The organism is Microbacterium sp. CR_7, from assembly GCF_041954755.1.
Lineage (GTDB): Bacteria > Actinomycetota > Actinomycetes > Actinomycetales > Microbacteriaceae > Microbacterium.
The window spans coordinates 1-24,938 of record NZ_JAVAYF010000006.1 but is presented as its reverse complement, the minus strand read 5'-3'; the positions used below and the strand labels follow the sequence as shown (position 1 = coordinate 24,938).

Genomic DNA, 24,938 nt, shown 5'->3' with positions numbered 1-24,938 from the left:
CCTCGCATCACACGACCACTCGAAGGAAGAGGAACACCATGACCAGCACGCCGGAGGTCTCCCCGGAGTTCGCCGCCGCCACCAGCGACCATCAGTGGGTCGAGATCAACGGCAACCACCTCGCCGTCGAGGTGCTGGGCCCGGAGGGCGCCCCCGTGATCATCACGCATCACGGCGCCCCCGGCCTCGGTTCCCGAGCCGAGCCGCGCGCGAGCTTCGGACGCCTCGCCGACGAGTACCGGGTCGTCGTGTTCGACGCCAGGGGGAGCGGCCAGAGCGAGGGCAACGGCACGTTCAGCCACGAGCAGTGGGCCGCCGACATCGACGGCCTGCGCGAGTGGATCGGCGCCGAGCGCATCGTCATGGCGGGCGGCTCGTACGGCGGATTCATGGCGATGGAGTACGCCCTGCGCTATCCCGACCGCGTGGCGGCCGTCGTACTGCGCGACACCTCGCCCGACAACTCCAATGCGCACCTCGCGCGCGAGAACGCGCTGGCGTCGGACCGCGTGAGCATCGACATGGAGAAGTTCGACCGCATCGACGTGGGCAGGGTCCGCGACAACGAGGACCTCAAGGACTGCTGGCGCGAGATCCTTCCGCTGTACGACTTCCACTACGATCCGGATGCCGTGGAGCGGAAGGTCGAGGCGACGCCCTACCGTTACGAGGCGCACAACTACGCGTTCTCGGTGAACCTGCCGAATTACGACCTGAAGCCGCGTCTGCCCGAGATATCGGTTCCGACACTCATCACCGTGGGCCGGACCGACTGGATCACGCCAGTATCGTGTAGCCAGACGATCGCCGATCTCATCCCGGACTCCGAGATGGTGGTGTTCGAGAAGTCGGGGCACTCCCCGCAGATCGAGGAGGCAGAGGCGTGGACGGACACGGTGCGCACCTTCCTGCACCGGGTGTACCCGCCGACGGCATGAGCAGCGCGCCACTCGTGAGGGACGTCAGCGACCTCGACCGGCGCATCGTCGTCGCCCTGCAGCAGGACGGACGGGCGAGCTGGACCTCGATCGCCGAGTTCGCCGGAGCCTCGGTGTCGACCGTGACCAGGCGAGGGCAGCAGCTGCTCGCCGAGGGGATCGTGCGGGTCGGCATAGTGCCGACCCTGGGCAGCGAGGGCCACGTCGAGACGTTCTTCGTGCGGATCAATTGCACACCCGGGTCGCAGCTCACGGTAGCGGAGGCGCTCATCGGGTCGCCGTACGTGCGATTCGTCACCCTGGTGACCGGGAAGTTCGACGTGTTCGCCGAGGTCGTCATCCCCGGCGACTCCGCGAACTACGCTCACGTCCTCACGGATCTGCAGGCCATTCCCGGCGTCGAGCGCTGGCGCAGCGACCTGGTGGTGCACACCTACAAGGTGAGCTTCGACTGGGGGCGTCAGCTGTACGACTCGCACGCCGAGGCGGCGTCCGACCCGCAGTCATACATGCCTGCACCCAATACGTGCGACCCGTCGCATTTCGACGATGCGGATCGAGCGATCGTGCGCGAGTTGAGCGACAACGGGCGTGCATCGTTCCTCTCCATCGCGGCCACGCTCGACATGAACGAGAGCAGCGTCCGTCGACGGTACGAGCGGATGCGGTCGGCGGGGTGCCTCACCACGGTGACGATGGTGCCGGCATCCGCCCTCGGCATGAGCGCCGAGACGCTGCTCATGCTGCGGGTCGAGCCGTCGCGCCTGGCCTCGGTGGCGCAGACGCTGTCGCAGCATGTCTCGGTGCGGTTCCTCGCTGCCGTGCTCGAGGAGAACTCGCTCTACTGCGAGATCATCCTCCCGAGCACCGAGACGCTGCACGACTTCCTCACCGGGACGATCGCTCAGCTCAAGGGCGTGAAGGGGTGGGATGCGGCCATGGAGCTCGTGTTCATGAAGCGCGGCTTCATCGAGACGCCGTGGTGGCGTGGCCAGGTCGCGTCAGCCGGAGCGAACTGAGCCGACGGGCGCTCGCCCGCCGGCCCGGCCCGATCGGATCAGTCGCCGTCGGCTGCGATGCGGTCGGCGTCCGCGCTGTCGATGCGGTCGGGGTTCGCGTCCGGATCGAGCTCGCGCTCGCCGTCGACCTCGCGGATCGGCTCCTCCTGAGCCTCCTCGCCGTCGCCGAGCGGCGGGACCGGAGGGATCGGGGGTGGGGGATTGCTGGTCATGACCTGCTCCTCTCGTCCTGAGTGCTGCCAGGCTATGACCCGCGCCGGCGCCGGGGGAGTCGGTTGACTCTCGACCGCCGCAGGGCTAGGCGGTGCCGGATCAGACGGTCTCCGGGCGCTTCTTGCGGAACGGCCGAGCCGGGGTGTGCGGTCCATCCCACACCGTGATGATCCCCCAGGCCACAGCGGCGATCGGCACCGACAGGACGGCGCCGACGATCCCGCCGAGGATCGTGCCCGTGGTCAGAGCGAGCAGGATGACGAGGGCGTGCAGCTTGAGGGAGCGGGCCATGACGACCGGCTGCAGGAAGTTGCCCTCGAGCTGATTCACGAGCACGACGATGCCGACGACGATCAACGCGGCGACGGGGCCGTGGGTCACGAGCGCGACGAGCGCCGCGAGGATGCCGGCCGCGGTGGCGCCGACGAGCGGGATGAACGCGGTGAGGAAGACAATGACCGCCAGGGGGATGGCGAGTGGGATCTGCAGGATCGCCAGGCCGATGCCGATTCCGAGTGCGTCGGCGGCGGCGACGATCGACGTGCCGCGGACGTAGCCGCCGAAGACGTCGACGGTCTTGTCGCCGATGCGGCGAGCGCGCTCGTAGCTCTCACCGGTGAAGGGCCGCAGCAGGAACTCCCAGATACGAGGGCCGTCCTTGAGGAAGAAGAACAGCACGACGATCATGAGCGCGAGTCCGGTGAAGAAGCTCGCGGTCGCGGAGACGCCGGCCAGGGCGCCGCGACCGAAGGACGCGCTGGTGAGGAAGTCGCCGGCGCTCGCCCAGACCTCGTCCAGGTCGATCGACGCGAAGTCGAACGGGAGCGTGTCGAGCCACGCCGTCACCTGCACGATGCCGTCGGTGGCCGAGTCGACGAGGTCGTCCCACTGGGAGCGGACCGTCAGCACGATCACCCAGACCACCCCGCCGAGGACGACGATGATGCCGATCAGGGCGATCCACGTCGCGAGGATCGACGGCACCCCGCGTCGTCTCATGAGGGCGACGAGCGGGTGGATGGCGCTCGCGAGGATCAGGGCGATGGTGACCGGGATGAACACGAGCGACAGCTGCGTGATGACGAGCACACCGACGGCGACGAGCGCGAGCACGGCGAGGGTCTGCAGACTGCGCGTCGCGACGAGGCCCCATCCTCGGGCCCAGAGACTGCCCGCGTCCGGTGTCGTCGAGTCCGCTGTCGTCGGCTCCGGTCGTCGGAACAGTCCCATCACGTGCGCCTCCCGCTGTTCGCGCCGACGCCGGGATGACGAACGATCGCCCCGTCTTTCTATCCAGGCCCGCCGCCGATAGCAAGCCCCTGGCGCGCGGGTCGCGGAAGCCGCACGATTCTTCTATGCCGCCAGCGGGGCGGCGGGAGAGGACGACACCCATGACCGACCAGACCCCCACCCAGCGCGTCGCAGAACTCATCAAGGACTTCCGCTTCGCCATGCTCACGACGCGCAACGCGGAGGACCGGCTCGTCGCCCACCCGCTCACGGTGCAGGAGGCAGAGTTCGACGGAGACCTGTGGTTCCTCGTCGCGAAGGGCGCCACGTTCGTCACCGACCTGCGCGCGGACGACCGCGTAGGCGTCTCGTTGAGCTCGAACGACTCGTGGGTCTCGCTGTCGGGGCACGCGGAGCTCGTCGAGGATCGGGCGAAGATCCACGAGCTGTGGAGCCCCACGGTCGAAGCCTGGTTCACGGACGGCCCCGACGACCCCGAGGTCGGCCTGCTGAAGTTCACGGCCGAGACCGCCGAGTACTGGGACAGCCCCGGCGGCAGACTCGCCTCGCTGTTCAGCTTCGTCAAGTCGAAGGTCACGGGCGAGCAGTACGACGCCGAGAACGAGACGGTCCGCCTGCCCGAGCGTTGAGAGTCCGGCGCGGCGTCCTCCGGGACGCGGCGCCTCGGGTCTCACGCGACGCCCTGCGCGCCAGCGAGGCTCAGGCGAACCGGCGGCGGTGCAGGTCCTTGATCTCGGCTTCGAGCTCCGGGGCGGGGCCGTCGACGATCGCCGCCGGCACCACGTCGGTGATCGCGAGGGGCGCGACAGGGGACGGACCGACGCCCCACTCGTGCAGCCACCCGCTCAGCTGCTGCGACGACGCCACGTAGACGATGCGTCCGAGCCCCACCCACCCGTGACTGGCCGAGCACATGGGGCAGTGCTCGCCCGAGGTATACACGGTCGCCGCGGCGCGATCCGCCGGGGCCAGGTGCGTCGCGGCCCAGCGGGAGATCTCGAACTCCGGATGCCGAGTCTCGTCGCCGTGCACGACACGGTTGCGGTCCTCGAACAGCGTCTCGCCGGTGGCCGAGACGAGGACCGATCCGAACGGCTCATCGCCGTCGTCGAGCGCCTCGCGCGCGAGTTCGACGCAGCGTCGGAGATGGGTCAGGTCGGTCTCGGAGAGCGTCATGGTCGATCCTTCCGGACATCGTGGTCGAGCGCGTGCCGCCCCACGGGCACCAGCGCGAGGAGGACGCCGGCCGCGACGCCGCCGAGTCCACCCAGCACCATATCGCCGATCGTGTCCTGATAGGTGACGAAGATGTCGTCACTGATGTATCTCCAGCCGAGCCACTCGATCATCTCCCACATCGCGCTGATCGCGAGCGCCAGCAGCGGCACGAGGACGATCGGCGTGCGGCCGCGGACCCTGGCCCCGCTCCCGTCGAACGCCGACACCAGGGCGACGACGCCCGTGCGGGTGAGGATCACAGCCGCGACGACCGACAGCACCCCCGTGCACAGGAAGTGCAGCACGAGGTCCCAGCCGGTCACGGTGCGGTAGAGGTCGAAGACATTGCTCCACGCGGCCACGAGCACCGTCGCGCAGGTCGTGACGTCGAACCAGGCGGCGAGCCCCAGCATCCGGGGGAGCATGACGGCGGGCAGTGCGAGCGCGGCGATCCCGGCATCCGTGGGTTTCAGCCAGATCGCCGCGCCGATCACCCCGAGCACACCGATCAGACGCAGCGCATCGGCGAGCCATTCGCCGGGCGCCGCCGGCGGCCGAAGGAAGTCGTCTTTCACGCTGCACCTCCGATGCGCAGGACGCCGTGCACGGCCAGGTGGTCCGACGGGGCGACTCCGCCGAAACGCCGCGCGTCGACGGCCGTCGAGCGGACGTCGACGTCAGGCGTGGTGAGGATCCCGTCGATCCGTCTCGCTCCGATCCGTGGCCGCCGGTAGTTCGCGTGCGTGCCCCACTCCGGCGTGCGTCGGGTCTGAGCGGCCGTCCAGGCGTCGACCAGCAGCCCGCCGTCGAGCATCCGCCGCAGAGTCTTCGAGCGCGGGCCGGCGTTGAAGTCCCCGAGCACGATCGTCGACAGCGCCCGTTCTCGGATAAGGGAGCGGATGCGGTCGACGGACCGATCCCGGGAGCGGGCCGACAGCGGATCGAGGTGTGCGTTGATCGCCAGGAGCACCGACCCCGTACGGCGGTCCTCGAACTCCGCCCACACGAGGATCCTCGGGAACGGGGTTCCCCGATCCCGAGATCCCGCGCGCTCCGGCTCATCGGACACGGCTTCCTGCCTCCATGCCCGCACGGTCAGTCGGGCGCTGTCGTACAGCAGGGGAGTGCCCTCGCCGCGCCCCTCGGGTCCGCGCCCACGACCGAGGCTGCGGTAGGCGTCCCCGAGGGCGCCGCGGACGGTCGGCATGGCGTGCGGCAGCACCTCCTGCAGGGCCAGCACGGCAGGGCGGCTCGCACGCAGCAGAGCGGAGACCGCCGGAGCCCTCGTGCTCCACCGATCCGCCCGCCGCTGCAGGATGCCGTCCGTCGGTCGACGGAGATTGAAGGTCATCACGTGGAGATCGCGGGGATCGGTCGGTCCCATCAGCGCAGCACCACGCCGGGCGGGCATCGCGGGATCGGATGCCGTCATGCGGCGATCCCGGCCGACGTACGCGCGGGCGAGGTGCGGCGACGCCGTGCGACGAGACGACGCCAGCGGCGCGGAGGGAAGTCCTCGGGCCAGTGCAGCATCACGCTCCGGAACCCTCGATGCACGCGACGTCCGAAGGCGCCCTGGGTCAGAGGTCGCATCGACATGCCCATCGACGAACCGGGCAGTCGGGCGATCGTGAACGCGTCGCCCAGGTGGAAGGCGAGGTCGAGGTCGTCGTGCACCTCGGCGTCATCGCGGTGCACATCGTCTTTCACCTGCTCCCAGGCCGATCGGCGGAAGGCGAGGTTCGAGCCGAAGAGCGGCAGATGCCCCAGCGCCATCCCCGTCATCGCCGCGTACGCGCCCAGATAGAGCAGCGCGAGCGGTGCACGCAGAGCACGCGGGCCGTCGGTGAAGTGCGCGCGTCCCGTGAACGCGGCGACCTGCTCGGCGTGCGAGAAGGCGTCGCGCACCTCCGCGACCCAGGTCGGCGCGGGCACGCAGTCGGCGTCCAGGCGCAGCACGAGGTCTCCCCGCGCGGCGTCGTAGCCGGTCGACGCAGCGGCGGGGATGCCGGGCACGGGGCACGGGATGACGCGGGCGCCCGCAGCGCGTGCGACGACGGCCGAGTCGTCGGTCGAGCCGTTGTCGACGACGATCACCTCGTCGGGCGCCACCGTCTGCGCGGCGAGCGCGTCGAGGCAGCGGGCGAGCAGCGGGGCGTCGTCCTTGACCGGGATGACCACCGAGGTCCGGAGGTGCCCCGCATCGACCGACAGCTCCGGCATCCGTGCGCCTCCCATGACGTCACCGCACGAACGTCCGTCCATGCTCTCCTCCCACCCTACGGAGGGCAGGGGAGGGGCGTGGCCGGGTTGACGACGGTTCCGCGCGCCGCTAGCGCTCGCGAGCGTCGCGGCTGCACGGCGCCGCGTCCGCCGGTCAGAACCCGGCGAGCATGACGCGTGCGACCTGCTCGACGACCTCGTCGTCGTACGCGGCATCCGGGTCCGTCTTCGCTGTCAGGATCGCGATGTAGATGCGCTCACCCGCTCCCGTCGTCACGACGGCCACGTCGTTGCGCACGCCCCCGGCCCCTCCGGACTTGTCGGCGACGATCCATCCGGAGGGCGCTCCCGCACGGATGAGGGCATCGCCGGTCGCGTTGCCGCTCATCCAGTCCAGGAGCGTGTCCCGGGAGCGGGGGTCGAGGGAGTCGCCGTCGAAGAGGCTCTTCAGGCTCGTCGCGAGAGCCGACGGCGTGCTGGTGTTGTCGTCGTTCCCGGGGACGACGACGTTGAGCTCGGGCTCGTAGGCGGTGACGACGGTCGTCGTGTCTCCCCGTGCGCGGAGGAAGTCCTCGACGGCAGCCGGGCCGCCCAGCGACTCCATCACGAGGTTGGCTGCCGTGTTGTCGCTGTCGCGGACGGCGGCCTCGGCGAGAGCATCCAGGCTGAGTCCGTCGTGGAGGTGCTCGGAGGTCACGGGAGAGTATCCGGCGGCATCGATCTGCGCCGCGGTCCAGCGGACGTTCGTCTCGCGCTCCTCCGGCGATGCGGTGGCCAGCAGGGCGGCGGCGATGAAGGCCTTCATGGTCGACGCGTACGGCATGCGGGCGTCGCCGTCGTGGTCGACGGTCCGGCCGTCGTCTCGGATGGCGACGGCCCCGACGGCGACCTCGAACTCCGCCTCGATCGCTCGGATCTGCGGACCGATGTCCGCGGCTGCGGGGGGAGTGGGCGCAGCGGTCTGATCGGTCTTGACCGGAGACGGCTGAGCGGGCACGGCGCTGCAGCCCGACGCTGCCAGCACCACGGTCACCGCCGACACGGCCAAGGCACGCGTCCAGGTCTTCTTCGCGCTCTTCGCGTCTGTCACGGACATTCCTTTCAACTGAACGAGTAGAGGATGAGGAACGCCGAGTTGTAGACGATGTGCACGACGACTCCCGGCCACACCGACTTCGTGCGGACCATGAGCCACCCGTTCACGAGACCGACGAGGAGGGCGGAGGGGAGGACGAGGTTGATGCCGTGGAAGACGGCGAAGATCAGCGCGCTCAGCACGATCGCCGCCCAACTGCCCCACCTCTCGAAGAAGCGAGTCAGGATCCCGCGGAACACGAGCTCCTCGCCCAGCGGCGTGAGGACCGCTCCGAAGAAGATCGTACCGATGAGCGCGAGTACTCCTCCCGACGCCGCGGCGCGCAGGGTGTCTTGAGAGTCGTCCACGCCCGGGAACAGATGCTGGACCACCGTGTCGAAGGTCAGGATGACGGCGAAACACGCGGCCGCCAGGAGCACGGCGATGAGCAGCCATCGCGGCTCGACCCGCCGAACCCCGAAGGCGGCGAGGTCGCGCATGCCGACCAGGACGACGATCGTGAACACGAGCATCGGCGCCGCGCCCGAGAAGAAGAGCCCGGCGACTCCCTCCAGGGCCGGGGTCGGCGCGGGGAAGATCCCCAGCAGGGCGATGCCCGCGCCGTAGATCAGCACCGCGGCGACCAGCGCGACGATCAGCTCCAGCCATTGCGGTCGACGCTCCGCGTTCGTCGAGGTGTTCGTTTTCGAGGTGTTCGTCTTCGAGGTGTCGTTCGTCATGGATATCAGTGGACACCGTGCCCTCGGGGCAGCGTCAACGTCACGACGGCAGGACGGAGATCGGTCACTCCGGTGGATCGACCTCCGCATCCGCGCGTCGGAGGATCTCGTCCGCACGCGCGAGAGCACGGAGCTGGCCGTGGTTGAAGGTGTCGAGGAGTGCGGACGAGAGAGCCTCCTGCGCGAGACTCCCCTTCGTCCGTGTCGCGGATCGCAGGTCGGACGCCCAGGGGAATCGCTCGCGGTGCGCCGCCATCGAGACCGCGAGGAGCTGGGCGACGTGCTCGACCACCGCGCCGTCCGACTCGTCGGTGAGAGCCTCGAACGGTTCGCTCGCGTCGTCGGGTTCGGTGAGCAGGACGCTCGTGTCGTGGAGCACGGTCTCGTTCAGGACGCGGGAGTACACGGTGAGCAGGTCGCGGTACTTCTCCGGGAGGCCGTCTGCGGAATGCGCGAACGGTGCGGGCGTGTCGAGCGGTGCGCGGTATCGCAGGAGGAGAGCGAGTTCGGCGCGTACGCGCTGCAGTCGCTCGATGGTCGCCTCGAGTTCCGCGTCGAGGATGGCGATGGAGGCGTCCGCGTCGGCCGGGTTCGTGGCCAGCGCGCGGATCTGCGCGAGAGAGATGCCGAGATCGCTCATCCGCTTGACCTGCAGCAGACGGACGAGATGAGCGGTCTGATACTGCTTGTACCCGTTGCCCGCGCGCTCCGGCTCGTCGAGCACTCCGACCCGATGGTAGTGCCGGACCGTCTTCACCGTCGTGCCGGCCAGGTCGGCCAGCTGCTTCGTGCTCCACGCCATGCGTTCCTCTTCCGTCGCCGATACCCATATCAGCAGGTGCCCCAGGGGCACGGTCAAGGAGAGTCGCCTCGAGAGGAGCTCCTCGCCGCGCTCGCGGAGGTGACGGGCGCCCACCGGGAGGCCGGCGGAAAAACGAAAGAACCCGCGATCTCTCGCGGGTTCTTCATGGTGGACCTGAGGGGACTCGAACCCCTGACCCCCTGCATGCCATGCAGGTGCGCTACCAGCTGCGCCACAGGCCCAGAACTGCTTCCTTCTGCTCGAAGCAACTGTGAAAGCGTACTACACGGATCACGCACAGCACCAATCGGGGCGTGCACTCCGGGCGCGTCGGCGGTGCGCGGAACAACACCGCGCGGTCGGGTGTTGACGAGAGCGTGGACATCCTCGACAGCGTGGTGATCGGAGCCGGTCAGGCCGGGCTCTCGGCGTCGTACCACCTGACGCGTCTCGGCATCCGTCATGTGGTGCTGGATGCCGATGACAGGCCCGGCGGAGCCTGGCAGCACCGCTGGGATGCGCTCACGATGCGCGACGTGCACGGCGTGGCCGAGCTCCCCGACGACGCAGCACCGCCGCGCGACGACGAGAGGGCCAACGTCGCGGTGCCGGCGACCTTCGCGGCCTACGAGAGGGCCCACGGACTCCCGGTGGTGCGACCGGTGCGCGTGGATCGGGCCACGGACGACGACGACGGCATCCTCGTCGTCCACGCCGGCGACCGCGAGTGGCGCACCCGCACGATCGTCAACGCCACCGGCACCTGGACGCATCCGTTCCTGCCGCACTACCCGGGGATGGAGACGTTCCTGGGCGACCAGTTCCACACGGTCGACTACCCGGGACCTGAGTACTTCCGCGGCAAGCGCGTGCTCGTCGTGGGCGGGGGAGCATCGGCTGTGCAGTTCCTCGGTGCGATCGCGCCGATCGCCGAGACCGTCTGGGCGACCCGTCGGGAGCCGGTCTGGCGCACCGACGACTTCACCCCGGAGGCCGGGGCGGCGGCCGTCGCTCTCGTCGAGCAGCGGGTGGCGCAGGGACTGCCGCCCGAGAGCGTCGTGAGCGTGACGGGGCTGATGCTGCGCGAACAGGAGCGGGAGGCCGAACGGCTCGGCGCCTACGCCGACAGGCGGCCGATGTTCGAGCGCATCGAACCCGACGGCGTGCGCTGGGCCGACGGCACGTTCGAGCGCGTCGACGTCATCCTCTGGGCGACCGGATTCCGCCCGGCGATCGCCCACCTGGCACCCCTGCACCTGCGCAGCGCGGCGGGCGGCATCCAGCTCGACCGCAACGGTCGCGGCACCACGGCGGTCGCCGATCCGCGGATCCAGCTCGTGGGGTACGGGCCGTCGGCGAGCACGATCGGCGCCAACCGGGCGGGGCGCGCGGCCGCCAAGGGCGTGCAGCGGTCACTCGCCACGCGGACGGTTCCCGCCCCCTGAGTCGCTGACTCCACCGCGGCGGTGTGCCGTCGATACGCTGAGGGCATGATCCGCATCGCGCTCATGGTCGTCTGGCTGCTCCTCTCGGCATGGCTCGCGATCTGGACGGCCGAAGGACTGTTCGGGGTGAATCAGCGCGAGTCCATCCTGCCTTTCGCGGGGGAGGACACGCTCGGCGCTCCGATCATCATCGGCGTCGCCTGGGGACTCATGCTCACGTTCGGCGGCACCGTGTCGGGCCTCGGGCGCCGCCGGAAGCTCCGCGGTGCATCGCACATCGGAGTGGGACGCATCGTCGAGGTCTCCCGCACGGGCCTCACGGTCAACGACGTGCCGCAGTACGACCTCTTCATCCGTGTCACCCCTGGCTCGGGCGACGACTTCATCGCCCAGCTGCGCACCCTCGTGCAGCCGACCGACCTGTCGTCGCTGCAGGTGGGCAACCCGCTGCCGGTTCGCTACAGCCTCAGCGACCAGGACTCCGTGGAGCTCGCCGACATCAGCGACCCGTCCGTGCGCGAGGCCGTGCTGCAGTGGCGCATCGACCGCGGGCTCATCGATCCGCGTCAGGTGCGGGCACGGACGACGGGCACGCAGGTGCCGGCCTCCGTGATCGCGGTGCGACCGACCGGGCGACGTCTGGAGGGGCAGAGCGAACTCGCCCTGACGGTGCTCCTGGCGCCGGAGGGACAAGACACCTGGGAGGCCGAGACCACCGTCTTCGCGTACCCGGAGGCGATCTCGCGCTTCCAGGTCGGCGCGCCGATCTGGGCGTTCTACCGTCGGGAGGATCCGCAGACCGTGGCGGTCACGATCGAGAAGGAGCCCGGCCGATGAACATCCTCGACACCCTGATCTGGCTGCTGAACTTCCCGGCGGCGCACGGCTACGCCATGGTCTTCATCGCGGGCTTCTCGCTCTTCGGACTCTTCGCGCTCTCGGCGTCGGGCGCGACGCCGGGCAGCGCGCTGCGACGAGTGCGCGAGCGCGAGGGTCTGCTCCGTCCAGAGCACGCGAAGCGCGGTCGATGGGGCGGACGCCTCGCGCGGATCGTGTTCCGCGTGCTCACGGTCGTCATGCTCGCCAACCTCGTCGTCGGCATCCTGAGCCTGACCGGCGTACCCGTGACGCGCGCGTACATCTACGAGCACGGGCAGCCGACGACCGGCACACGAGACGGCGACTGGATCACGTTCTCGACGGCCTCCGGTGTCGAGTACACGGTCGAGAGCAACTTCTTCACCCCCGCGGTCTACCCCGACCGCGACGCGTACCTGTCGGGCGATCAGGTGGTCGTGCGCTACCTGCCGTCGCACCCGCAGGCATATGTGATCGACAGTTCGCAAGGCCCCCGCTGACCTGAGCCGATGTCAGGTTCGGCGCGTAGGGTGAAGGTATGTCGCGCATCATCGTCTTCGGCGGCCACGGCCGCATCGCCCTGTTGCTCGCTCCTCTGCTCGTCGCCCGCGGCGACGAGGTCACGGCGGTCATCCGCAATCCCGACCACGTCGCCGACGTCGAGAAGACGGGCGCGACCGCGCTGGTCTCGGATGTCGAGCAGCTCGACACGCGCGGACTCGCCGAGATCATCGCCGGACACGACGCGATCGTCTGGTCGGCCGGTGCGGGCGGCGGATCGCCCGAGCGCACATACGCCGTCGATCGCGATGCCGCGATCCGCACGATGGATGCCGCGGCCGATGCCGGTGTCGGTCGCTACGTCATGGTCTCGTGGATCGGCTCGAAGGAAGATCACGGCATCCCGGAGGACGACTCGTTCTTCCCGTACGCCGACGCGAAGTGGGAAGCCGACGAGCACTTGCGCGGCACCGACCTCGACGGCACGATCCTCGGCCCGGGGGCGCTGACCTTCGACGAGCCCACTGGGCGTATCGTGATCGACCCGGAGGGGCGCGGCGAGGTCTCGCGTGCCGACGTCGCGCAGGTCATCGCCGAGTCGATCGGCAACCCTTCAACGTTCGGCCGCACGATCCGCTTCGGCAACGGCGATGCCGACAGCGCCGTCCCGATCGTCGAGGCGCTCAGCGCCTGAACCGATGAGGTGGCGTCGGGCAGCGGCGATCAGCGCGGCGGTCATCGTCGGGCTGGGGATGCTGTCGTCACCCGCGGTCGCAGTCGACGTGCCCGTTGCTCGCGCATCAGTCCCGCGCGCACCCGCCGCCGTGGAAGGCGGAGGGGTCGATGCGCGCGCTGCGGAGCTCGTCGAGCGCATGAGCACCGCCGAGCAGGCGGCCAGCGTGGTGATGGGCCACATCCCGACGACCGACCCGACAGCGCTCGCGAGCTACATGCAGCAGGGCTTCGGCGGCTTCATCCTCATGGGAGCGAACGTGCCGGAGGGCGGCGACGTCGCGGCCGTCACCGATGCGCTCGTCACCGACGCCGACCCGTCGCCGCTTCTCGCGATCGACCAGGAGGGCGGGATCGTCTCGCGCCTCGGCGCAGACATCTACCCGGCGTCGACGTCGCTCAAGACGCAGCCGGTCGCTGCGACGTCTGCCGCATTCGCGGCACGCGCCGCGCTCGTCGCACGCTCGGAGATCGACGTCAACTTCGGCACGGTCGCCGACGTGCCGGCCGACCCCGCGTCGTTCATCTTCGGGCGCGCACTGGGCGCCGACCCGCAGAGCGCGGCGGAGCGCGTCGCTGCGGCGACCGCGGCCCAGGAGCCGGTCGTCGCATCCACGCTCAAGCACTTCCCTGGGCACGGTGCCGCGCCGGGCGACTCCCACCACGCGATCCCCTCGACGACCGAGACGCTCGACGAGTGGCGCGCCACCGATGCCGTTCCGTTCGTGGTGGGTGTCGACGCCGGAGCATCGCTCCTCATGTTCGGTCACCTCGCGTACACCGCGGTCGACGCGGCCCCGGCCTCGCTGTCGCCCGCCTGGCATGAGATCGCGAGAGACGAGCTCGGCTTCGACGGGGTGATCGTCACCGACGACCTCGGAATGCTGTCGTCGTCGGGCGTCCCCGCCTACGCCGATCCCGTGGCCAACGCGGTGACCGCTCTCGAGGCCGGCAGCGACCTGCTGCTGATGATCGCTGGCTCGACGCCCGACACGGCGGGTCAGATCGCCGCCGGGATCACCGCTGCCGTCGAGGCGGGCACGGTGCCGGAGGAACGGCTCGTCGATGCCGCCACGCGGGTCATGACGCTGAGAATGCAGCATGCGGCGGCGACGGCGGAGTGGACGCTGTGTTCCGAATGCGAGCCGGTGGACTGACGGCCGCGACTCGGCCGCTCAGACCGCCATCAGGGCATCTGTTCCGAGCCACGACTCGAGCAGCCGCGCACGCAGCACCGCCCCGCGCTCCGCGAAGCCCCGCTGACGACGCACGTACTCCGCCTTCCCCTCGGGCGTCTCGATCGGCACCGGTACGACACCCCAGGCGCCGAGGTCGTACGGGGCGGCCTCCATGTCGAGCAGGCGGATGTCACGGGCCAGCTCGAACACATCGAGCAGCAGCTCACCGGGAACGAGGGGTCCGAGCTTGAGCGCCCACTTGTAGAGGTCCATCCCGGCGTGCAGGCATCCCGGCTGCTCGAACAGCGGTTGGTCGTCGCGCGTCAGGGGCGTGCGATTGCGCGGCACCGCATCGGGGGTGAAGAACCGGAAGGCGTCGAAGTGCGTGCACCGCAGCTCGTGGCTCTCCACGACGAGGTCGGTACCGGCCTGTCCGAGCCGCAGCGGCACGGCATGACGGTGCTCGTCAGCGCGGTAGACCATCGCCCACTCGTGCAGGCCGAAGCAGCCGAACTGGCCTGGCCGCGAGGCGGTGCGGCGCAGCATCCGCTCGACGAGTCCCGCGAGCTCGGGCTTCTCCGCGGCGAACGCGGCAGCGTCGGGGACGGCGACGTCGGGAGTCGTGCCGGGGGAGTACCAGCGCCACGTGCGCCGCTCGCCGGCATCCTCCAGCTCGACTCCCGCACCGGGATGCCACCGTCGCAGCTGCGCCGGCTTGTACGAGTAGTAGGTGAAGAGGAAGTCCCAGACCGGGTGGGTCTCGCGGCGCGACGCGCGCGCACGGTGCTCGGCGGTGAGAGCGTCCGCCCGCTCCTGGTGCGCCCGTTCGCGCTCCAGCCAGGTGGTCCGGGACAGACGCATGTCAGTCCAGGATGCCGGCTTCGCCAAGGAGGTCGCGGAGTCCGGCGCCGTCCTCCGCGCTCACCCAGGGGGCGACGTCCTCGGAGTGCGGTTCACGTCCGGCGCGGCCACCGGCCAGCACGGCCTCGGCGGGCAGCAGCCGTCGGATCGCGACACCGCTCACGGAGTCGGGGTGCTCTTCCATGAACTCGGAGTAGATCGACTCGTCGTGCTGACCGTCGTCGCCGATGAGCAGCCACTTCACGTGGGGGAACTCCGTCGCGAGGCGACGCAGATTCGTGAGCTTGTGATCGCGACCGCTGCGGAACCAGCGATCGTGCGTGGGACCCCAGTCGGTGAGCAGCATGGATCCAGCGGGGAACAGGTGCCTGCCGAGGAATCGGCGGAGCGTCGGAGCGACGTTCCAGGCGCCGGTCGAGAGGTAGATCATCGGTGCGCCCGGATGCTGTCGCAGCAGCTGGTCGAGGAGCACGGCCATGCCGGGGACGGGGATGCGCGCGTGCTCGTCGACGACGAAGGAGTTCCAGGCCGCGATGAACGGACGGGGCAGCGCGGTAACCATGACGGTGTCGTCGACGTCCGACAGCACGCCGAACCGCGTCGACTCCGCCACGATGAAGGCCGTGGCCTCGATGGGGTCTTTGCCCTCGACCGAGAACGTGAAGGTCTGCCAGCCCGGCTCGAGCTCGGCGTGGATCACCGAGTCGATCACGCCGCCCCGATCCGCGACGACATGGTGGACGGAGTCGCCGATCGTCACGGTGACCTTCGCGAAGCTCACCGGGATGCCGACGAAGCTGCGCCAACCGCGGATGCTCGCCGGCTCGCCGTCGTCTCCCTTGCGCAGCGGGGGGACGATCAGCACCCGACCGAGGACCCGCACCCAGCCCGGACCGCCGTACCCCGGGAACGGGAGGACGGTGGCGCTGCGACCGCGACGGCGCGCTCGTCCCTCACGCCACACGTGGAAGCGGTGTTCGAGGCGCGCGAACCAGTGGATCCGGGGCGCCAGGGGTGCGGAAGCCATTGCTTCAGTCTTTCACGTCGGCAGTATTCTGCGCGCCTGCGTCCGGCGTCTCGATGTGACGAGACTCCAGGCGACCGAGCAGCCTCTTGCCCAGGAAGATCAGCAGCAGGAAGACCGCGATGATGCCGACGAAGATGTAGCCGGCGAAGTGGACGCGGTCCACGAGCTCGCGGAAGCCGCCTGCGGCGAGGGAGGTGATGCTCACGTAGGCCGTCGCCCAGAGGAGGCAGGCGGGTGCCGTCCACGCCAGGAAGCGGCGATACGAGTAGTGGCTCATGCCGACGGTCAGCGGGACGAGGGAGTGGAGGACGGGAAGGAAGCGCGACAGGAAGATCGCGATGCCGCCACGACGCGCGAGGTAGTTCTCGGCTCGCACCCAGTTCTTCTCACCCACGCGCTGCCCGATCCACGAACGGCGGATGCGGGGACCCAGCCAGCGCCCGAGCCAGAAGCCGATGCTCTCGCCGATGAGAGCACCGATCACGACGGCGATCACCATCGCGATCGCTTCCCACACGCTCGTGACTCCCATCGAGGCGATGATGACGATCGTGTCGCCCGGGACGATGAGCCCGATGAGGATGCTCGTCTCGAGCATCACGGCGACCCCGGCGATGAGCGTGCGCGTGACCGGATCGATCGACTGGATCACATCGAACAGCCAGAGGAGGAGGTCGTCCACCCTCCGAGAATACGGGAGGCGACGCCGCCTAGGCTGGGAACGTGCGAGAGCGACTGACCGGCCGCCTCCTCGATCGTGCGGTGGATCCCGAAACGGTGTTCCTCGCCCTCGAGGAGCGTCACGCCGACGTCTTCTGGCTGGATGCGGGAGCGGCGGCCGCCGAGGGGTGGAGCTACGTCGGCACGGGCGAGCAGGCGCGGTTCCCCGGGGAGGTGCGGCTCGACGTCGCCATGACGCGCCCTGCGGAGGAGCCGCCGTTCCGTGGAGGCTGGGTCGGCTGGTACGACTACGAGAGCGGTGCGGAGGCGGCGGGCGCCCCGGTCGCCCCGGTTGCCCAGAGCGGTCCCGGCGCCGGGGATGCGTGGCTGCGCGTGACTCGCCTCCTCGCGGTCCGTCATGACGACGGGACGGCCTGGGTCTTCGCGGATGACCTCGACGAGTGGGAGGCCTTCGTCGTCGCCGCGTCGACGTCGGAGGCCCGTCCGGTCCCGAGGCCCGGAGAGCGTCTCGCCTCCGCCAGACACACACCCGAGGAGTACACCGCCCTCATCGAGTGCTGCCGTGACCTCATCCGGGCGGGCATCGCCTACCAGCTCTGCCTCACCACGCGCTTCACCGTGACCGGAGTCGACGACGCGGTCGACGTGTACCGTCGCCTCCGCACGGCGACGCCGGCGCACCACGGGGGTTTCCTGCGGATCGGCGAGACGTCGCTGCTGAGCGCCAGCCCCGAGCAGTTCCTGCAGGCGGAGGGCGGAGTCATCCGCACTCGGCCGATCAAGGGCACGCGTCCCCGGGGCGTCGATTCGGACACGGATGCCGCGCTCGCCGCAGAGCTCGCCGTCGACGAGAAGGAGCGCGCGGAGAACGTCATGATCGTCGACCTCATGCGCAACGACCTGTCGCGCGTGTGCGTGCCAGGCACCATCCGCGTGGAGGCGCTGTGGAAGGTCGAGACCTACCCCGCGGTGCACCAGCTCGTCAGCACCGTCAGCGGCACAGCGGCGCGCGGTGTCGACGTCGCAGCGCTGTTCGCCGCAGCCGCGCCCGCGGGGAGCATGACCGGTGCTCCGAAGCTTTCGGCCATGACGAGACTGCACGAGCTCGAGGGGGGTCCGCGCGGTGTCTACGCCGGTTGCTTCGGCTTCATCGGCGACGACGGCGCCCTCGATCTCGCGATGGTGATCCGCAGCATCCTCGTCGAGGGAGATCAGGCGATCGTCGGTGCAGGCGGTGGGATCACGTGGCGGTCGGTGGCGGCATCCGAGGTCGCCGAGGTCGCGACGAAGGCCCGCGCACCGCTCGCAGCCCTGGGGGCGGATACGCCCGTGGCCTGGGGTTCCGATATCCTGAACTGATCCCTTTTCCCTCCAGATTGGTCGTGCGTTCGTTGTCTGAGAACCTGTCCACCTCTCCCGTCGCCGAGGAGACCGTCTCGGCGCACGACATCCAGGCCAAGTGGCAGAAGTACTGGGCGGAGAACGGCACGTTCCTCACGGGCGGCGACGACGACACGCGGCCGCGCCGCTATGTGCTCGCGATGTTCCCGTACCCGTCGGGCGACCTGCACATGGGACACGCCGAGAACTACCTCTACTCCGACATCGTCGCGCGCTTCTGGCGTCACCGCGGGCACAACGTCATGAACCCGATCGGGTGGGACTCCTTCGGCCTCCCCGCCGAGAACGCCGCCATCCGCCAGGGTGCAGACCCGCGCGAGTGGACGTACCAGAACATCGCGCAGCAGAAGGTCGGCTTCGAGCAGTACGGCGTCTCGTTCGACTGGAGCCGCGTCCTGCACACCTCCGACCCGGAGTACTACCGCTGGAACCAGTGGCTGTTCCTGAAGCTGTACGAGCGCGGTCTGGCCTACCGCAAGAAGAGCCCCGTCAACTGGTGCCCGAACGACCAGACGGTGCTCGCCAACGAGCAGGTCATCGACGGGCGCTGCGACCGCTGCGGCGCCGAGGTCGTCAAGAAGAAGCTGACGCAGTGGTACTTCCGCATCACGGACTATGCCGACCGTCTGCTCGACGACCTGAACCAGCTCGAGGGGCGCTGGCCGCACAAGGTGCTGCAGATGCAGCGCAACTGGATCGGCCGCTCTGTCGGCGCCGACGTCGACTTCCGCATCGAGGGCCGCGACGAGCCCGTCACGGTGTTCTCGACGCGCCCCGATACGCTGCACGGCGCGACGTTCTTCGTCGTGGCACCCGACGGCGACCTGGCGGCCGAGCTCGCAGCCGAGGCTCCTGACGAGGTGCGCGAGCGCTTCCAGAACTATCTCGCAGACGTGCAGAAGACGACCGACATCGACCGCCAGTCGACGGATCGCCCGAAGACCGGCGTCTTCCTGGAGCGGTACGCGATCAATCCGGTGAACGGCGAGAAGCTGCCGATCTGGGCCGCGGACTATGTGCTGGCCGACTACGGTCACGGCGCGGTCATGGCCGTCCCGGCGCACGACCAGCGCGACCTCGACTTCGCGCGCGCCTTCGACCTGCCCGTCAAGGTCGTCGTCGACACGACAGCGCCCATCACGGGCGCGATGCGCGCGATCGAGGTCGATGACGACGGCGTGCCGATCGACGCGGATGCCGCGCTCGACGAGCAGAACCCGGCATCCACCGGCGTCGCGCTCACCGGCGAGGGCCGCATGATCAACTCCGGACCCCTCAACGGGCTGTCCAAGCGCAACGCGATCGCACGCGCCATCGAACAGCTCGAGGCGTCGGGAACCGGTCGTGCGGCGAAGAACTACCGTCTGCGCGACTGGCTGATCTCGCGGCAGCGGTTCTGGGGCACTCCCATCCCCATGCTGCACGCCGAGGACGGCAGCATCGTGCCGGTGCAGGAGGACAAGCTGCCGGTCACCCTGCCGAGCGTCGAGGGCCTCGACCTCAAGCCGAAGGGCACGTCGCCACTGGGCGGCGCCGAGAGCTGGGTGCGCACGGTGGACCCGGTGTCCGGCGACCCGATGCTGCGAGACCCCGACACGATGGACACGTTCGTCGACAGCTCCTGGTACTTTTTGCGCTTCCTCTCGCCGAACAGCGAGACCGAGGCGTTCGACCCGGCTCTCGCGTCGCGCTGGGCGCCGGTCGACTCGTACATCGGCGGTGTCGAGCACGCGATCCTGCACCTGCTGTACGCGCGCTTCATCACGAAGGTGCTGTTCGACATGGGGCTCATCGACTTCACCGAGCCGTTCTCGAACCTCATCAACCAGGGGATGGTCCTGCTCGACGGGCAGAAGATGTCGAAGAGCAAGGGCAACCTGGTGCTGTTCCAGGAGGAGCTCGACGCGCACGGAGCGGATGCTCTGCGGGTGGGCCTCGCGTTCGCCGGCCCCGTGGAAGACGACAAGGACTGGGCCGACGTGTCGACGACCGGCGCCCAGAAGTTCCTGTCCCGCGCCCTTCGCATCGCGCACGAGGTGTCGAGCGACGTCGACGTGGTCTTCAAGGGCGGCGACGCTGCGCTGCGGCGCGCGACCCACAAGCTGCTCGCGGAGGCTCCGGGTCTGGTGGAGCAGACGAAGTTCAACGTGCTCGTCGCGCGCCTCATGGAACTCGTCAACGTGACTCGCAAGACGATCGACACCGGCGCAGCCGGCGCCGCCGACCCCGCGGTGCGCGAGGCGGCGGAGACGGTCGCGGTCATGCTCGACCTGATCGCCCCGCATACCGCGGAGGAGATGTGGGAGGCGCTCGGTCATGAGCCGTCGGTGGGTCTGGTGACCTGGCGGTCGGCCGACCCGGTGCTCCTCGTCGAGGACACGGTGACCGCGGTCGTGCAGGTGGGCGGCAAGGTGCGGGCGCAGCTCGAGGTGCCGGCTCGTATCGGCGAGGCCGAGCTCGAAGCGCTCGCCCGCGCCGACGAGCGCGTGATCCGGTCGATCGGCGACCGCGAGATCGTGAAGGTCGTCGTGCGTGCCCCCAAGATCGTGAGCATCGTCGTCAAGTGATATCGGGGGCGGTCCCAGACTGCTTCTGCACATCTCCGGGGTGACGCGAGTTGTGCACGGCGGGAGTTCGCCCGGCAGTGCGGCGTCGGCGTGCGCGCCTAGGTTGGCAGGGTGTCAGAGTCCTCGCCTCCACCTCCGCAGCGTCGCCTGCGTCTGAGCGTCGGCGCGGCCGTCGTGGTCGCGCTCGTCGTCCTGTCGGGCGCCGTCGGGCTGGGTCTGCTCCGCGGGCAGGCGGCGCCGACCGAGTCGATTCCGATGTCGACCGATGAGCCGTCTCTGTCGGCATCGGGTGACCTCTACGTGCACGTTCTCGGCGCGGTCGAGCAGCCGGGCCTGTACGTGCTCGACCTCGACGCGCGGCTCGTGGACGCGGTCGCCGCGGCCGGAGGCACGACGGACCAGGCCGATCTCGCCGGCGTGAACCTCGCGCGTGCCGTGACCGACGGTGAGCAGATCGTCGTCCCGGTGCTCGGGGCGGCGACCGACGTGCCGGGCGCTGCCCCGCCGGGTGACGATCGGATCAATCTGAACGCGGCCGATCAGGCGGCTCTCGAGACCCTGCCCCGAATCGGTCCGGCGCTCGCGGAGCGGATCATCGCGTGGCGCGACGAGAACGGACGGTTCCAGTCGGTCGACGATCTCCTGGCGGTCCCGGGCATCGGGGAGAAGCTCCTCGCCGGAATCCGCGACGGCGTCAGGGTGTGACGGGGGCCAACACGAAGTCTCCCGTCTCGCCCGGATTGACCGCGACCTCCCACCGGAATCCGTCTGGGTCGGAAAAGTACCCCGAATAACCGCCCCACTCCCGTTCGCGAGCCGGGCTCACGGGTACGCCGAGCGCGCGCACCTCTTCGATGACCGCGTCGACCTCGGCAGGCGTGGCCAGGTTGTGGGCGAGGGTGATCGGGGCGATGCCGGATGCCGGCGCCTCGCCGATCTCCGCGGTGAAGCCCTCGACCGACCAGAGCGACAGGATGAGTCGATCTCCGACGGGCAGCATCAGGACGTCGTCGCCGGCGAAGATCGGCTCCCACCCCAGGCCGTCGACGTAGAAGGCCCGGCTGCGTTCAAGATCGGCTACGGCGAGGGTGATGAAGCTGACGCGCTGTTCCATGGCGGGAGTCTCCCACACGCCGCAGACACGCCGCTCGGGGAGCGATCGCGTCGGCCTCTCATTCCGCGGTGGTGAGGTGACCGTTCGTGAACACGATGAGCACGAGAAGGAACGGCGAGGATGCCGCCAGCAACCCCCACCGTGACGCGATCACCGCCATGACGGCGATCGCGGCGACGGCTCCCAGCGTGATGCGTGCACGGAGCATGATGGCGTCGGCCGCCTCGACGCTCAAGCCGCCGTGGAGCGCAAGACCGACGGATGCCGCGAACACCTCGACACCCGTCAGGATCACGACGGCGGCGGCGATCGCGAGGCACGCCCAGCCGATGCGACCGCATACCTCCCGCCAGCTCGGGCGAGCGCCGACATCCGTGCAGTCGTTCGACATCCGCTCACGGTAGCGCACGTAGCCGCCTCTAGGTCCGCCACGAGGTGCGGCTTCCTGCATCGGTACTGCACATCGACGGCATGACGCGGGTTGTTCACGGTGGGTGTGTTCGTGGTCAGTGCCCGCGTCCTCGCGCTCTTAGGTTGTTCGGATGGCTGTGCGGACAGAGGGTGCGCGGGAGTACCCACCACGACGTCTGGGTTCGACGCGTGATCTCCGCTTGCTCCCGGTGATGGCCGCGGCGTGGGGCGTCGCTCTCTTCTGCGTCTTCGAGCCGGGAGCGTCGGGATGGTGCGCGGGTACGTGTTCGGTGGCAGCATTCGTCGCGGGCGCTGCGATGGTGCTGCGTCGTCGGTCGGCTGCGTCAGCGGGCGGATTGATGATCGTTGTCTTGGCCGTCGGTGCCGCCGTGGCGTTCACCGTCATGTCTGCGACGGTGGATCGTGCGGCGGTTCGGGGTTGGGACGGCAGGGTCGTCGAAGCGGTGGGGGAGATCGCGTCGTCGGCTTCGGTGGGGAGGGACGGGCGGCTGTGGATCGACGTGCAGCTGGCCGGGATCGGGCCGCCGGGCCGTGTGAGTGCTGCGTCCGCTCCGGTGCGGGTCGGCGTCGATCCTGTCGAAGGGTTCGACCTCGGGGCGGTCGTGCGGGTGACCGGCGAGAGCGCGGCCACGGATCCAGGGGAGCGTGCGGCGCTCGTGCTGTTCGCCAGCTCCGCATCGGTGGAACGGGAGGCGGCGGGCTTCTTCGCCGTGGCGGCCGGGCTGCGGCAAGCGTTCATCGAGCGCTCGACACGCCTTCCCGAGCCGGGTGCCGGTCTGCTGCCCGGCCTCGCCGTCGGCGACACGCGCGCGGTCGGTTCGGACTTGAACGACGCGATGCGCACCAGCGGTCTGAGCCACCTCACCGCAGTGAGCGGTGCGAACTGCGCCATCGTCGTCGGGGCCGTGTTCTGGTCGGCGGCGCTGTGCGGGGCAGGGCGTGGACTCCGCATCCTTCTCGCGGCACTGGGGCTGGCAGGGTTCGCGATCCTGGTCACACCGGAGCCGAGCGTGATCCGAGCCGGCGTCATGGCGGGGGTCGCCATGATCGCGCTACTGGTCGGTCGCCCCAGCGCCGGAGCGGGGATGCTGGCGCTCAGCGCGGCCGGCATCCTCATCATCGATCCCTGGCTCGCGTCCACCCCGGGGTTCGCGCTCTCGGTGGTCGCGTCCGGGGCGCTGATCCTGCTCGCACCCATCCTGTCGCGAGGCCTCGCCCAGTGGATGCCGTCGCCGCTCGCTCTTGCGATCGCCGTCCCTCTCGCCGCTCAGCTCGCCTGCGGTCCGATCATCGCGTTGTTCGCCGAGAGACAGTCCCTCGTGGGGCTCGCGGCGAATCTGCTCGCCGCGCCGGCCGCGCCCGTCGCCACGGTGATCGGCCTGCTCGCCTGCCTCTCCGCTCCGGTGCCTGCGCTCGCGGATGTCCTCGCTGCGTCGGCCTGGCTCCCGGCGTCGTGGATCGCCGCCACCGCGGATGCGACGGCGGGATTGCCGTTCGCCGAGGTGGCCATCCCGCCGGGTGTGCTCAGCGCCCTCGTCGTGGCAGGACTGAGCGGTGCGGTCGGAGTCGTCGTCGGCAGCCGCGGACACCGTCTGCGGTTGCCACGGTTGCTCGCCGTATCCGTGCTGTCGGGTGCGCTGGCCCTCGGCACCTCGCACGTGGTCCTCTCCGGTCCGCTGGCGCGCATGACGACTCCGACAGGCTGGACGATCGCGATGTGCGACATCGGGCAGGGCGACGCTGTGGTGGTGCGATCGGCGCACCAGGTCGCGCTCATCGACACCGGCCCCGACCCGACGCTGTTGGACGAGTGCCTTCGGGCGCTGGGCATCGCGCGGCTCGATCTGCTGGTGCTGACCCACTTCGACCTCGACCATGTCGGCGGAGTCGATGCCGTTCAGGGCCGGGTGAGGACCGTGCTGCATGGCCCTCCGGGTGAGACCGCCGACGAGAAGACGCTCGAGCGGTTGGCCGAAGGCGGCGCGACGGTCGAAGAGGTGCACGCGGGAGTGAGCGGTGATCTCGGCGGTGCTCAATGGAGCGTGCTGTGGCCTGCGCGAGACGAGAAGGCGTTCCCTCCGGGGAACGATCTCAGCGTGGTGCTCGAGATCGAGGGCGGCGGAGTGCCACGATCGCTCTACCTGGGTGATCTCTCCGCTGAGTCGCAGAGCATGCTGCTGAGGTCTCACCGGGTGCGTGGTGTCTACCCGGTCGTCAAGGTGTCGCACCACGGGAGCGGTGACCAGGCGCCGGCGCTGTACGAGGAGATCGCAGCGACGATCGGGCTGGTCGGCGTGGGCGCGGACAACGTCTACGGACATCCCCGAGACGAGGCCCTCTCGATGCTCGAGGCCGCGGGCACGACCGTGCTGCGCACAGATCTGGACGGTCGGGTGCTCGTGGGTACGGGAGCGGGCGGATACGAGATCTGGAGGGAAAGAGGGTCTTAATGATCTGTCGCGCGGCTGTTCTGTATCGGCATATCGAGCCACATTCGAACATAGTTACTAAACTGGGGGCATGACTTCTTCGCATCTGGTGCCGCTTCTCGAGGCCGTGCAGTGCCTCGATGAGGCGTGGGCGGATGCGGAGAACGGCGCCGAGCTGTCGCGGGCGCAGCTGGTGGCTGCGCATCGGGCGATCGGTGTGGTGCAGCGTCGGC

26 protein-coding genes and 1 tRNA gene are annotated in these 24,938 nt (G+C 69.7%); 12 read left to right on the top strand and 15 right to left on the bottom strand.

What is annotated here, in order from left to right; all coding sequences use genetic code 11:
- Positions 1 to 38 precede the first annotated feature (38 nt).
- Entirely contained in the window at positions 39 to 938 is a 900-nt protein-coding gene (locus tag RAC81_RS13940) for an alpha/beta fold hydrolase (protein ID WP_375082927.1), read from the top strand.
- Entirely contained in the window at positions 935 to 1,957 is a 1,023-nt protein-coding gene (locus tag RAC81_RS13935; protein ID WP_375082926.1) for an Lrp/AsnC family transcriptional regulator, read from the top strand. Before RAC81_RS13940 ends, RAC81_RS13935 begins: the two co-directional genes overlap by 4 nt.
- A 38-nt stretch (positions 1,958 to 1,995) precedes the next feature.
- Here the strand turns inward: RAC81_RS13935 and RAC81_RS13930 are convergent, their stop codons facing one another.
- Complete coding sequence (locus RAC81_RS13930) at positions 1,996 to 2,169, bottom strand: hypothetical protein (protein WP_375082925.1); 174 nt, start codon at positions 2,167 to 2,169, stop codon at positions 1,996 to 1,998.
- Between the two features lie 100 nt (positions 2,170 to 2,269).
- The gene (locus tag RAC81_RS13925; RefSeq protein WP_375082924.1) at positions 2,270 to 3,400 is read right to left on the bottom strand and encodes an AI-2E family transporter; all 1,131 of its coding nucleotides are present in this window, start codon (positions 3,398 to 3,400) and stop codon (positions 2,270 to 2,272) included.
- A 161-nt stretch (positions 3,401 to 3,561) separates the two neighbouring features.
- On the opposite strand from RAC81_RS13925, the gene RAC81_RS13920 reads away from it, so the two are divergent.
- A complete protein-coding gene (locus tag RAC81_RS13920; protein WP_375082923.1) occupies positions 3,562 to 4,050 on the top strand; it encodes a pyridoxamine 5'-phosphate oxidase family protein in 489 nt (162 codons plus the stop codon).
- 70 nt (positions 4,051 to 4,120) lie between these two features.
- On the opposite strand, the gene RAC81_RS13915 is transcribed toward RAC81_RS13920, so the two are convergent.
- From RAC81_RS13915 to RAC81_RS13880, 8 genes are all read right to left on the bottom strand, one after another.
- Positions 4,121 to 4,597: a nucleoside deaminase gene (locus RAC81_RS13915; protein WP_375082922.1), complete on the bottom strand. Its 477-nt coding sequence runs from the start codon at positions 4,595 to 4,597 to the stop codon at positions 4,121 to 4,123.
- Positions 4,594 to 5,214, bottom strand: coding sequence for a hypothetical protein (locus tag RAC81_RS13910; RefSeq protein ID WP_375082921.1), 621 nt, complete (start codon positions 5,212 to 5,214; stop codon positions 4,594 to 4,596). Before RAC81_RS13910 ends, RAC81_RS13915 begins: the two co-directional genes overlap by 4 nt.
- Positions 5,211 to 6,071 carry an endonuclease/exonuclease/phosphatase family protein gene (locus tag RAC81_RS13905; protein WP_375082920.1) on the bottom strand — a complete coding sequence of 287 codons (861 nt, stop codon included), beginning with the start codon at positions 6,069 to 6,071 and terminating at the stop codon, positions 5,211 to 5,213. The genes RAC81_RS13910 and RAC81_RS13905 overlap by 4 nt, the downstream gene beginning before the upstream one ends.
- Positions 6,068 to 6,904, bottom strand: a complete 837-nt coding sequence (locus RAC81_RS13900; RefSeq protein WP_375082919.1) for a glycosyltransferase family 2 protein — start codon at positions 6,902 to 6,904, stop codon at positions 6,068 to 6,070. Before RAC81_RS13900 ends, RAC81_RS13905 begins: the two co-directional genes overlap by 4 nt.
- A 112-nt stretch (positions 6,905 to 7,016) precedes the next feature.
- The gene (bla, locus tag RAC81_RS13895; protein WP_375082918.1) at positions 7,017 to 7,952 is read right to left on the bottom strand and encodes a class A beta-lactamase; all 936 of its coding nucleotides are present in this window, start codon (positions 7,950 to 7,952) and stop codon (positions 7,017 to 7,019) included.
- Positions 7,953 to 7,963: 11 nt separating this feature from the next.
- The gene (locus RAC81_RS13890) at positions 7,964 to 8,677 is read right to left on the bottom strand and encodes a lysostaphin resistance A-like protein (RefSeq protein ID WP_375082917.1); all 714 of its coding nucleotides are present in this window, start codon (positions 8,675 to 8,677) and stop codon (positions 7,964 to 7,966) included.
- A gap of 64 nt (positions 8,678 to 8,741) precedes the next feature.
- Positions 8,742 to 9,479, bottom strand: a complete 738-nt coding sequence (locus RAC81_RS13885; protein WP_375082916.1) for a MerR family transcriptional regulator — start codon at positions 9,477 to 9,479, stop codon at positions 8,742 to 8,744.
- Positions 9,480 to 9,645: 166 nt separating this feature from the next.
- Positions 9,646 to 9,721 (bottom strand) — tRNA-Ala (locus tag RAC81_RS13880).
- Between the two features lie 135 nt (positions 9,722 to 9,856).
- Here RAC81_RS13880 and RAC81_RS13875 point away from each other — a divergent pair.
- Genes RAC81_RS13875 through RAC81_RS13855 form a run of 5 tightly spaced genes read left to right on the top strand, consistent with a single transcriptional unit; the run spans position 9,857 to position 14,172 of the window.
- Complete coding sequence (locus RAC81_RS13875; RefSeq protein WP_375083068.1) at positions 9,857 to 10,924, top strand: flavin-containing monooxygenase; 1,068 nt, start codon at positions 9,857 to 9,859, stop codon at positions 10,922 to 10,924.
- A gap of 45 nt (positions 10,925 to 10,969) precedes the next feature.
- A complete protein-coding gene (locus RAC81_RS13870) occupies positions 10,970 to 11,761 on the top strand; it encodes a hypothetical protein (protein ID WP_375082915.1) in 792 nt (263 codons plus the stop codon).
- On the top strand, positions 11,758 to 12,282 hold the full coding sequence (locus tag RAC81_RS13865) for a DUF3592 domain-containing protein (protein WP_375082914.1): 525 nt from the start codon (positions 11,758 to 11,760) through the stop codon (positions 12,280 to 12,282). The genes RAC81_RS13870 and RAC81_RS13865 overlap by 4 nt, the downstream gene beginning before the upstream one ends.
- Before the next feature lie 38 nt (positions 12,283 to 12,320).
- Positions 12,321 to 12,977, top strand: coding sequence for an SDR family oxidoreductase (locus RAC81_RS13860; protein WP_375082913.1), 657 nt, complete (start codon positions 12,321 to 12,323; stop codon positions 12,975 to 12,977).
- Between the two features lie 4 nt (positions 12,978 to 12,981).
- Positions 12,982 to 14,172: a glycoside hydrolase family 3 N-terminal domain-containing protein gene (locus RAC81_RS13855; protein ID WP_375082912.1), complete on the top strand. Its 1,191-nt coding sequence runs from the start codon at positions 12,982 to 12,984 to the stop codon at positions 14,170 to 14,172.
- A gap of 18 nt (positions 14,173 to 14,190) precedes the next feature.
- Here the strand turns inward: RAC81_RS13855 and RAC81_RS13850 are convergent, their stop codons facing one another.
- Genes RAC81_RS13850 through RAC81_RS13840 form a run of 3 tightly spaced genes read right to left on the bottom strand, consistent with a single transcriptional unit; the run spans position 14,191 to position 16,763 of the window.
- Positions 14,191 to 15,054 carry a 3-methyladenine DNA glycosylase gene (locus tag RAC81_RS13850; RefSeq protein WP_375082911.1) on the bottom strand — a complete coding sequence of 288 codons (864 nt, stop codon included), beginning with the start codon at positions 15,052 to 15,054 and terminating at the stop codon, positions 14,191 to 14,193.
- A gap of 1 nt (position 15,055) precedes the next feature.
- The gene (locus tag RAC81_RS13845; RefSeq protein WP_375082910.1) at positions 15,056 to 16,081 is read right to left on the bottom strand and encodes an App1 family protein; all 1,026 of its coding nucleotides are present in this window, start codon (positions 16,079 to 16,081) and stop codon (positions 15,056 to 15,058) included.
- Between the two features lie 4 nt (positions 16,082 to 16,085).
- Complete coding sequence (locus RAC81_RS13840; protein WP_096715561.1) at positions 16,086 to 16,763, bottom strand: DedA family protein; 678 nt, start codon at positions 16,761 to 16,763, stop codon at positions 16,086 to 16,088.
- Positions 16,764 to 16,804: 41 nt separating this feature from the next.
- Between RAC81_RS13840 and RAC81_RS13835 the strand changes: the two genes are divergently transcribed.
- The 3 genes from RAC81_RS13835 to RAC81_RS13825 all read left to right on the top strand — a co-directional run bounded on the left by RAC81_RS13835 (position 16,805) and on the right by RAC81_RS13825 (position 21,435).
- A complete protein-coding gene (locus RAC81_RS13835) occupies positions 16,805 to 18,121 on the top strand; it encodes an anthranilate synthase component I family protein (RefSeq protein ID WP_375082909.1) in 1,317 nt (438 codons plus the stop codon).
- A 32-nt stretch (positions 18,122 to 18,153) separates the two neighbouring features.
- Positions 18,154 to 20,730, top strand: a complete 2,577-nt coding sequence (gene leuS, locus RAC81_RS13830) for a leucine--tRNA ligase (RefSeq protein ID WP_375082908.1) — start codon at positions 18,154 to 18,156, stop codon at positions 20,728 to 20,730.
- Between the two features lie 111 nt (positions 20,731 to 20,841).
- Positions 20,842 to 21,435 carry a helix-hairpin-helix domain-containing protein gene (locus RAC81_RS13825; RefSeq protein ID WP_375082907.1) on the top strand — a complete coding sequence of 198 codons (594 nt, stop codon included), beginning with the start codon at positions 20,842 to 20,844 and terminating at the stop codon, positions 21,433 to 21,435.
- Here RAC81_RS13825 and RAC81_RS13820 read toward each other — a convergent pair.
- Positions 21,425 to 21,844, bottom strand: coding sequence for a VOC family protein (locus RAC81_RS13820; protein ID WP_375082906.1), 420 nt, complete (start codon positions 21,842 to 21,844; stop codon positions 21,425 to 21,427). The genes RAC81_RS13825 and RAC81_RS13820 overlap by 11 nt on opposite strands.
- Before the next feature lie 58 nt (positions 21,845 to 21,902).
- Positions 21,903 to 22,235 (bottom strand): hypothetical protein, encoded by a 333-nt coding sequence (locus RAC81_RS13815; protein ID WP_375082905.1) that lies wholly within the window; start codon positions 22,233 to 22,235, stop codon positions 21,903 to 21,905.
- 151 nt (positions 22,236 to 22,386) lie between these two features.
- On the opposite strand from RAC81_RS13815, the gene RAC81_RS13810 reads away from it, so the two are divergent.
- Complete coding sequence (locus RAC81_RS13810; RefSeq protein ID WP_375082904.1) at positions 22,387 to 24,726, top strand: ComEC/Rec2 family competence protein; 2,340 nt, start codon at positions 22,387 to 22,389, stop codon at positions 24,724 to 24,726.
- The last annotated feature ends 212 nt before the right edge of the window (positions 24,727 to 24,938 follow it).

Bases quoted from the DNA above. Each gene is read 5' to 3' on its own strand.
- RAC81_RS13845 (WP_375082910.1), bottom strand. From the start codon at position 16,081: ATGGCTTCCGCACCCCTGGCGCCCCGGATCCACTGGTTCGCGCGCCTC.
- RAC81_RS13900 (WP_375082919.1), bottom strand. From the start codon at position 6,904: ATGGACGGACGTTCGTGCGGTGACGTCATGGGAGGCGCACGGATGCCG.
- RAC81_RS13860 (WP_375082913.1), top strand. From the start codon at position 12,321: ATGTCGCGCATCATCGTCTTCGGCGGCCACGGCCGCATCGCCCTGTTG.
- RAC81_RS13915 (WP_375082922.1), bottom strand. From the start codon at position 4,597: ATGACGCTCTCCGAGACCGACCTGACCCATCTCCGACGCTGCGTCGAA.
- RAC81_RS13885 (WP_375082916.1), bottom strand. From the start codon at position 9,479: ATGGCGTGGAGCACGAAGCAGCTGGCCGACCTGGCCGGCACGACGGTG.
- RAC81_RS13850 (WP_375082911.1), bottom strand. From the start codon at position 15,054: ATGCGTCTGTCCCGGACCACCTGGCTGGAGCGCGAACGGGCGCACCAG.
- RAC81_RS13820 (WP_375082906.1), bottom strand. From the start codon at position 21,844: ATGGAACAGCGCGTCAGCTTCATCACCCTCGCCGTAGCCGATCTTGAA.
- RAC81_RS13940 (WP_375082927.1), top strand. From the start codon at position 39: ATGACCAGCACGCCGGAGGTCTCCCCGGAGTTCGCCGCCGCCACCAGC.
- RAC81_RS13810 (WP_375082904.1), top strand. From the start codon at position 22,387: ATGGCTGTGCGGACAGAGGGTGCGCGGGAGTACCCACCACGACGTCTG.
- RAC81_RS13815 (WP_375082905.1), bottom strand. From the start codon at position 22,235: ATGTCGAACGACTGCACGGATGTCGGCGCTCGCCCGAGCTGGCGGGAG.
- RAC81_RS13865 (WP_375082914.1), top strand. From the start codon at position 11,758: ATGAACATCCTCGACACCCTGATCTGGCTGCTGAACTTCCCGGCGGCG.
- RAC81_RS13935 (WP_375082926.1), top strand. From the start codon at position 935: ATGAGCAGCGCGCCACTCGTGAGGGACGTCAGCGACCTCGACCGGCGC.
- RAC81_RS13925 (WP_375082924.1), bottom strand. From the start codon at position 3,400: ATGGGACTGTTCCGACGACCGGAGCCGACGACAGCGGACTCGACGACA.
- RAC81_RS13855 (WP_375082912.1), top strand. From the start codon at position 12,982: ATGAGGTGGCGTCGGGCAGCGGCGATCAGCGCGGCGGTCATCGTCGGG.
- RAC81_RS13930 (WP_375082925.1), bottom strand. From the start codon at position 2,169: ATGACCAGCAATCCCCCACCCCCGATCCCTCCGGTCCCGCCGCTCGGC.
- RAC81_RS13920 (WP_375082923.1), top strand. From the start codon at position 3,562: ATGACCGACCAGACCCCCACCCAGCGCGTCGCAGAACTCATCAAGGAC.
- RAC81_RS13905 (WP_375082920.1), bottom strand. From the start codon at position 6,071: ATGACGGCATCCGATCCCGCGATGCCCGCCCGGCGTGGTGCTGCGCTG.
- RAC81_RS13890 (WP_375082917.1), bottom strand. From the start codon at position 8,677: ATGACGAACGACACCTCGAAGACGAACACCTCGAAAACGAACACCTCG.
- RAC81_RS13870 (WP_375082915.1), top strand. From the start codon at position 10,970: ATGATCCGCATCGCGCTCATGGTCGTCTGGCTGCTCCTCTCGGCATGG.